The following is a 7130-nucleotide window of genomic DNA, read 5'->3' as shown; positions in this document are numbered from 1 at the left end:
GATTCGCGTTGCTTATATCTCGGTGAAAGCCCAGACCGATAAGTGCGGCCGCTGGCCCGAAGATCTTATGGAGACATCGGAGAACAAGCACTATGCCGACTTCGGCTGCTCCTATCAGAACAATCTTGCCGCCCAGATGGCCAATCCCGCCGACCTGCTCGGCCCGCGTAAATCTGCCAATATTGATCCGGCAAATCGTAGCCAAGCCATCGATGTTTACCAAAAGAGAGGCATTTCGGAAGAGTTCCTCGGCAATTCGGAAGTGACGTACTGAGCCGCAAATCTCGGATAGAACAGGCCACGGGAGAGAGCATGACGATGAGCAACCTTGCCTACGACGCCCCGGTGGACGGCAGCGATACCTCGCAGCAGGACATCGCCGCGATGCAGGCGTTGCGGCCGATCCCGCGCATCTCGATCCAGGCATTCTGCGAGACCGAGGGTGTTGCCAACCCGGTCGAGCGCGCCGGCGAGGACCGTCGCATGACGAAGGCGCATCTCAAGGTCCACATGGGCGGTGTTCCCACTGCCATCGAATTCTACCAATCGGCGCCGACGCCCAATCTGATCCTGCTGGAATCGCGCAGCGAGCCCAAGCAATTGCTGGAACAACTCGCCCAGCTTTCGGAATATTGCGATCCGACGTCGAAGGTGGTGGTGATCGGCCACTACAATGATGTCGGCCTCTACCGGGAACTCATCCGCAACGGCATTTCCGAATATGTGATCGCTCCGGTCTCGATGGCCGACATCGTCAGCGTGGTGTCGTCGATTTTCATCGATCCGGAAGCCGAGCCGCTCGGCCGCTCGATCGCCTTCGTCGGCGCCAAGGGCGGTGTCGGCTCCTCGACGATCGCCCACAATGTGGCTTGGGCGATGTCCTCCCTGTTCAAATCCGAAGTGGTCGTCGCCGATCTCGATCTGGCTTTCGGCACCGCCAACATCAATTTCGACCAGGATCCGGCGCAAGGCATCGCCGAGGCGGTGTTTTCACCGGAACGCATCGATGAAGTCTATCTCGACCGGCTGCTGACCCAGTGCGCCGAGCATCTGTCGCTGCTGGCGGCGCCTTCGACGCTCGAACGGGTCTATGATTTCGATCCAGAGGCCTTCGTTCAGCTCATCGACACCGCCCAGCGCAGCGTGCCGCTTCTGGTGCTCGACGTCCCCCATGCCTGGACGGGCTGGACCAAGAACACCTTGGTCAAGGCCGACGAGATCGTCATCACCGCGACACCGGAACTTGCCAATCTGCGCAACACCAAGAACCTCATCGATATGCTCAAGCGGCTTCGTCCCAATGATCCGCCGCCCAAGCTGATCATCAACCAGGCCGGCGTCCCGAAACGCCCGGAGATTTCGCCGGCCGATTTCGCCGAGCCGCTCGGTCTGTCGCCAATGTCGGTCATTGCTTTTGATCCCTTGCTGTTCGGCAATGCCGCCAACAACGGACGCATGCTTGGCGAAATGGATGCCAAGAACCCGATCGTCGCAATGATCAACGAAATGGCGCATGTGCTGACCGGGCGCAGCGAAATCAAGATCAGGAAGAAGGCCGGGCTCGGCAGCCTGCTCGGCAAGCTCTCGCGCAACAAGAAGTGACGCTTCAGCAGTGGAATCGGTAGTCGATCATGTTTGGTAAAAGAGGCAGCGACGACGGCAACCGGTTCACGCCGGAATTTCGCCAGCCAGCACCGGCGCCTGTTGCGCCACCGGCTGCAGGTTCCGTGGACACGGCGGTTCTGACACGGCCCGCGGCGCCAAGCGCGCCTGTCGCGCCGCCGGCGCGCCGTGCGGTCGAGGCACCGCCATTGGCGCCTGAGCCGAAGCGGGCACAGCGCGAAAAAAGCGAAACCTATTACGATACCAAGAGCCAGGTCTTCTCCGCACTCATCGACACCATAGATCTGTCGCAGCTTTCCAAGCTTGATCCTGAAAGTGCGCGCGAGGAAATCCGCGATATCGTCAACGACATCATCGCGATCAAGAACTTCGCAATGACGATCGCCGAGCAGGAAGAGCTGCTCGAGGACATCTGCAACGACGTGCTCGGCTATGGGCCGCTCGAGCCGCTGCTCGCCCGCGACGACATCGCCGACATCATGGTCAACGGCTCCAGGAACGTCTACATCGAGGTCAACGGCAAGGTCGAACAGACCGGCATCCGCTTTCGGGACAACCAGCAGCTCCTCAACATCTGCCAGCGCATCGTCAGCCAGGTTGGCCGCCGCGTCGACGAATCCAGCCCGATCTGCGACGCGCGCCTCCCCGATGGCTCGCGCGTCAACGTCATCGCGCCGCCGCTCTCCATCGACGGCGCCACGCTCACCATCCGCAAATTCAAGAAGGACAAGCTGACGCTCGACCAACTGGTCAAGTTCGGCGCCATCTCGCCGCAGGGCGCCGAAGTTCTCAAGATCATCAGCCGTGTTCGCTGCAACATCGTGATCTCGGGCGGTACCGGTTCGGGCAAGACCACGCTGCTCAATTGCCTGACCAACTATATCGACCGCGAGGAGCGCGTCATCACCTGCGAAGACTCGGCCGAGCTGCAATTGCAGCAGCCGCATGTGGTGCGCCTCGAAACCCGCCCGCCCAATCTGGAGGGTGAGGGTGAGGTGACGATGCGCGACCTGGTCAAGAACTGCCTGCGCATGCGGCCCGAGCGCATCATCGTCGGCGAAGTGCGCGGACCCGAAGTGTTCGATCTTCTGCAGGCGATGAACACCGGCCATGACGGCTCGATGGGAACGATCCACTCGAACAGCCCGCGCGAATGCCTGAACCGCATTGAATCCATGATTGCCATGGGTGGTTATTCGCTGCCGCAGAAGACAGTGCGCGAAATCGTCGTCGGCTCCATCGACGTGATCATCCAGGCAGCGCGCCTGCGCGACGGATCGCGCCGCATCACCCACATCACCGAGGTGATCGGGATGGAAGGCGACGTTATCATCACGCAGGATATCGTCCTCTACAACATCAAGGGTGAGGACGCCAACGGCCGGCTGTTGGGTGAGCACGTATCGACCGGCATCGGCCGTCCGCATTTCTGGGAGCGTGCACGCTATTACGGCGAGGAGCAGCGTCTCGCCATTGCGCTCGAGGCGATGGAGAAACGCGCTGACTGACGTCTGCTGGGGTGTAAGGGTTCGGGCCAATGTTTGGAATTGACGGCACAGTACTGGCGTTTGTCGTGCTCGCCGGCTTCAGCGCCGGCGCCGTCGCTTATGCATTTCTGTTCACCCGGATCAGCAACGAGAAACAGGTCGGCAAGCGGCTCGAAACAATCAGGACCGCCGAGACGGATCGCTCCGTCGTCAAGGCCTCGCGCGACCGCGTGGCGGAAGCCGCCAAGCGGCGCAAATCGGTTCAGGATTCTCTCAACGAACTCGACGCCAAGCAGAAAACCAAGGACAGCCGCGTCAAGAAGCCGCCGCTGAAAGCCCAGCTTCGTCAGGCCGGCCTCAAGACCACCATCGAGCGTTTCTATATATATTCCGCAATATGCGGCATCGTTTTGACGATGGCCGCTTTCGTGGCCGGAGCCCCGCTGATCGCCTTGCCGGGCGTGCTGCTGGCCGGGGGGCTGGGCCTGCCGCGCTGGTTCGTCACGTTTCGCCGCGCCCGCCGGGTCAAGGCATTCCTCAACGAATTTCCAAACGCGCTCGACATCATCGTGCGCGCGGTCAAATCCGGCCTGCCGCTGAACGATGCCGTGCGCCTGATCGCCAACGAATCGCCCGAACCCGTGAAGACCGAGTTTCGCCGCATCGTCGATTCACAGCAGATGGGCCTCTCTATCCCCGACGCGACCTTGCGCATGCCCGAAACCATGCCTTGCACCGAGGCAAGCTTCTTCGGCATCGTTATCCAGATTCAATCGCAAGCCGGCGGGAATCTCTCCGAGGCGCTGGGCAATCTTTCGCGCGTGCTTCGCGATCGCAAGAAGATGAAAGCCAAGGTCGCGGCGCTGTCGATGGAAGCGAAGGCATCCGCCGCGATCATCGGTGCGCTGCCCTTCATCGTCGCCTTTCTCGTCTACCTGTCGAGCCCGGCCTACCTGATGCCGCTCTTCAACACCAGCGTCGGAAACCTGATCCTTGGTTGCTCTGCGGTCTGGATGTCGATCGGCATCCTGGTGATGCGCAAGATGATGAACTTCGAAGTCTAGGATGCTGGCATGACCGAGCAAGTCATCAAGACCCTGACGGATCCGAGCTTCCTGATCGCGATGCTGGTCGCGATAGCGGTGTTTGCGACCGTCTTCACCTTGCTGCCGGCGTTTGGCGGAAACCAGCTCAAGTCACGCATGAAATCCGTTGCGCTGGAGCGCGACGAACTGCGTGCGCAACAGCGCGCCCGGCTTGCGGTCGAGGCCGACCGCCGTCGCAAGGGCTTGCGTGAGGAACAGTCGATCGGCATGCGCAACATCGTCGACCGGCTGGATCTGAGACGCGCGCTCGCCGATGAAGGCACCTTGCAGAAACTCAAGGTGGCCGGTTTTCGTGGACAGAATCCGCTGACGCGGTTTCTTTTCTTTCGTCTCGTGCTTCCTTTTGTCGGTTTCGCGCTGGCCGCAATCTACATCTTCGTGCTCGGAGGACTGCCCGACAAGCCATTGGTCATCAGGCTGTTCGTCTGCATCCTCGTTGCTTACGGCGGCTTCTACGCGCCGGTCATCTACGTCAACAACCGCGCCACCAAGCGCAAGCAGTCGATCCAGATGGCATGGCCGGATGGGCTCGATCTGATGCTGATCTGCGTCGAATCGGGCATGTCGGTGGAAGCAGCATTGCGCAAGGTCGCCGACGAGATCGGCGCGCAATCGGTGGCGCTGGCGGAAGAGTTCATCCTCACCAATGCCGAGCTTTCCTATCTGCCGGAGCGCAAGCAGGCCTACGAGAACCTGGCAAGCCGCACCGGCCTGGATTCGGTCAAGTCGGTGTCGCAGGCGCTCGTCCAGGCCGAGCGTTACGGCACGCCGGTGGCGCATGCACTGCGCGTGCTTGCCGCCGAAAGCCGCGACATGCGCATGAATGCGGCCGAGAAGAAGGCGGCCGCCCTGCCGCCAAAACTTACCGTGCCGATGATCCTGTTTTTCCTGCCGGTGCTTTTCGCCATCATCCTGGGTCCCGCCGGCATTCAGGTCAGCCAACGCGGTATCTTCGGCGATCATGCGGCGCCGGCAACAAACGCCCAGTAGCGGCAAGGCAAATTCCTGCAGTACACTTCAAACGAAGAGGCCGCGCTGCATGCAACGCGGCCTCTTCGTTGGGGCATCGGAATTGTGGTCTCAGTTGGTTGCGGATTTCGGCTTGTCCTGGTCCTTGAGCTGGCTCCAGGCGTTCTGTTGGGCCAGCATCTGCCTGAGATAGGCGACATTTGCCTGCGCCTGTTCGGGCGACAGTTCCTGTGAGGCGATCTTCTCGGCCTCGTCGAACCGGCCTTGCAGGCCGACGACCAGCGCCAGGTTCTGGCGGACCCGGCTGTCCGCATTCGGCTGTTGCGCGGCCGAGCGCATATAGGTTTCGGCGGTGCGCAGATCACCTTCCAGCACATACGACATGCCAAGATTGGAGAGCACGGAAGGCTCGTTCGGCTTGAGGTCGAGCGCCTTGCGGTAAAGCTGGCGCGCATCGTCCTTCTGGCCGGTCTGGTCGAGAATGGCCGCTTCCGCCGACACCAGCCTCCAGTCGGGATATTCCGGTGTCTGAGCGCGGCGCACGGCGTCGAGCGCCGCCTCGAACTGGCCATTGGCGGCCAGCGCCTTGCCGTAGGAGGCAAGCACGTCACGATCCTTGGGCAAAGCGATGGCGAGTTTGCGCATCACGGCCAGCGACTGGTCGGCGTCGCCATCCATCTGCAACGCCGCCGCATAGTTCGTCGCTATCCGCTTGTCGTTGGGGTTCTTCGCGTAGGATTGGCCAAGTGCGCCGGTGGCATTGTGCAGTTCGCCGGCCGACATGCTTTCAAGCGGTTTGCCGCTGGTGCGTGCGATAGAGCCGGTGGAGAGCTTGTCGGTTCCGCAACCGGCGACGCCCGCCGTCAGCGCCAGCACAAGAGCCATGGTGATGAGCCGTTTTCCCCTGATATTGATCCTGCGGTTGGTCGGCATGGCACCCTAAGCCTCCATTCATGCGCGGCCATTGCGTGGCCGTCTTCCCTCTCGCAGAAATATTCTGTTAACCCTAACGGACGGTTAAGAACGGCGACTCACACGGAGAACATCGCATGCCTGTCGAACTCGTCGGGAAGACATTGCCGGGCGCGTTGCCGGTCCATCTGGTCGCCAGGGACGGTCTGGACGCGGCCGGTCTTGCGCCGGCCGCCATCGCCTGGGCCAGGGCCAACGGCTTTTCCGGCGAGGCAGGCAGGACACTGGTCGTGCCCGGCGAAAACGGGGCGCTCGGCGGCGCCTTGTTCGGTATCGGCGATGGCGAAGGCGCGCTTGCCCTCGGCGCATTGTCGAAAGCCTTGCCGGAAGGCGACTGGCATTTCGCCTTGGCGCCGGCCGAGGCCGAACTCGCGGCGATCGCGCTGCTGCTCGGCGGTTATGTCTTCACCCGCTACGGCAAGAAGCCAGGCAGGGCGCTGCGCTTCGGCCTGCCGGCCGACGTCGATGCCGGGCGCGTTCGCCGCATTGTCGATGGCGTCTTCCTGACACGCGATCTGGTCAACACGCCGACCAGCGATATGGGTCCGGAAGATTTGGAGCAGGCGGTGCGGACCCTGGCCGCCAGGCACAAGGCCGAAGTCTCGGTGATCAAGGGTGACGATCTCCTCGACCGGAACTTCCCGATGATCCATGCGGTCGGCCGTGCGTCGACCAGCGCACCGCGCTTGATCGACATGCGATGGGGACAGCAAGACGCACCGAAGGTGACGCTGGTCGGCAAGGGCGTCTGCTTCGACACGGGCGGCCTCGACATCAAGCCATCGTCCGGCATGCTGCTGATGAAGAAGGACATGGGCGGTGCCGCCAATGTCCTTGGCCTCGCCTCGATGATCATGGCTGCCGGGCTGAATGTGCGGCTGCGCGTGCTCATTCCCGCGGTGGAAAATTCGATTGCCGGCACCGCCTTCCGGCCTGGCGACGTGCTGATGAGCCGCACGCGCATCACTGTCGA

The 7130-nt window shown here is 62.0% G+C and carries 7 protein-coding genes; 6 read left to right on the top strand and 1 reads right to left on the bottom strand.

What is annotated here, in order from left to right; all coding sequences use genetic code 11:
• The 5 genes from ENZ75_RS15330 to ENZ75_RS15310 all read left to right on the top strand — a co-directional run.
• Positions 1-274, top strand: a 274-nt coding sequence (locus tag ENZ75_RS15330) for a CpaD family pilus assembly lipoprotein (RefSeq protein ID WP_164887835.1), incomplete at its 5' end; no start/stop codon positions are given.
• Positions 275-312: 38 nt separating this feature from the next.
• Complete coding sequence (locus ENZ75_RS15325) at positions 313-1602, top strand: CpaE family protein (protein ID WP_013533681.1); 1290 nt, start codon at positions 313-315, stop codon at positions 1600-1602.
• A 29-nt stretch (positions 1603-1631) separates the two neighbouring features.
• Positions 1632-3131, top strand: coding sequence for a CpaF family protein (locus ENZ75_RS15320; RefSeq protein WP_013533680.1), 1500 nt, complete (start codon positions 1632-1634; stop codon positions 3129-3131).
• A gap of 29 nt (positions 3132-3160) precedes the next feature.
• A complete protein-coding gene (locus tag ENZ75_RS15315; protein ID WP_013533679.1) occupies positions 3161-4174 on the top strand; it encodes a type II secretion system F family protein in 1014 nt (337 codons plus the stop codon).
• A 9-nt stretch (positions 4175-4183) separates the two neighbouring features.
• The gene (locus ENZ75_RS15310) at positions 4184-5206 is read left to right on the top strand and encodes a type II secretion system F family protein (protein ID WP_013533678.1); all 1023 of its coding nucleotides are present in this window, start codon (positions 4184-4186) and stop codon (positions 5204-5206) included.
• 90 nt (positions 5207-5296) lie between these two features.
• Here the strand turns inward: ENZ75_RS15310 and ENZ75_RS15305 are convergent, their stop codons facing one another.
• Entirely contained in the window at positions 5297-6118 is an 822-nt protein-coding gene (locus ENZ75_RS15305) for a tetratricopeptide repeat protein (protein WP_013533677.1), read from the bottom strand.
• Positions 6119-6234: 116 nt separating this feature from the next.
• Here ENZ75_RS15305 and ENZ75_RS15300 point away from each other — a divergent pair.
• Positions 6235-7130: leucyl aminopeptidase family protein (locus ENZ75_RS15300; RefSeq protein ID WP_128278167.1), on the top strand; the 896-nt coding region annotated here is incomplete at its 3' end.

Origin of the sequence: Mesorhizobium sp. M7A.F.Ca.CA.002.04.1.1 (genome assembly GCF_004022805.1) — a bacterium.
GTDB lineage: Bacteria > Pseudomonadota > Alphaproteobacteria > Rhizobiales > Rhizobiaceae > Mesorhizobium > Mesorhizobium ciceri.
The sequence above is the reverse complement of the archived record's forward strand: the minus strand, read 5'-3'. Positions and strand labels throughout refer to the sequence as shown.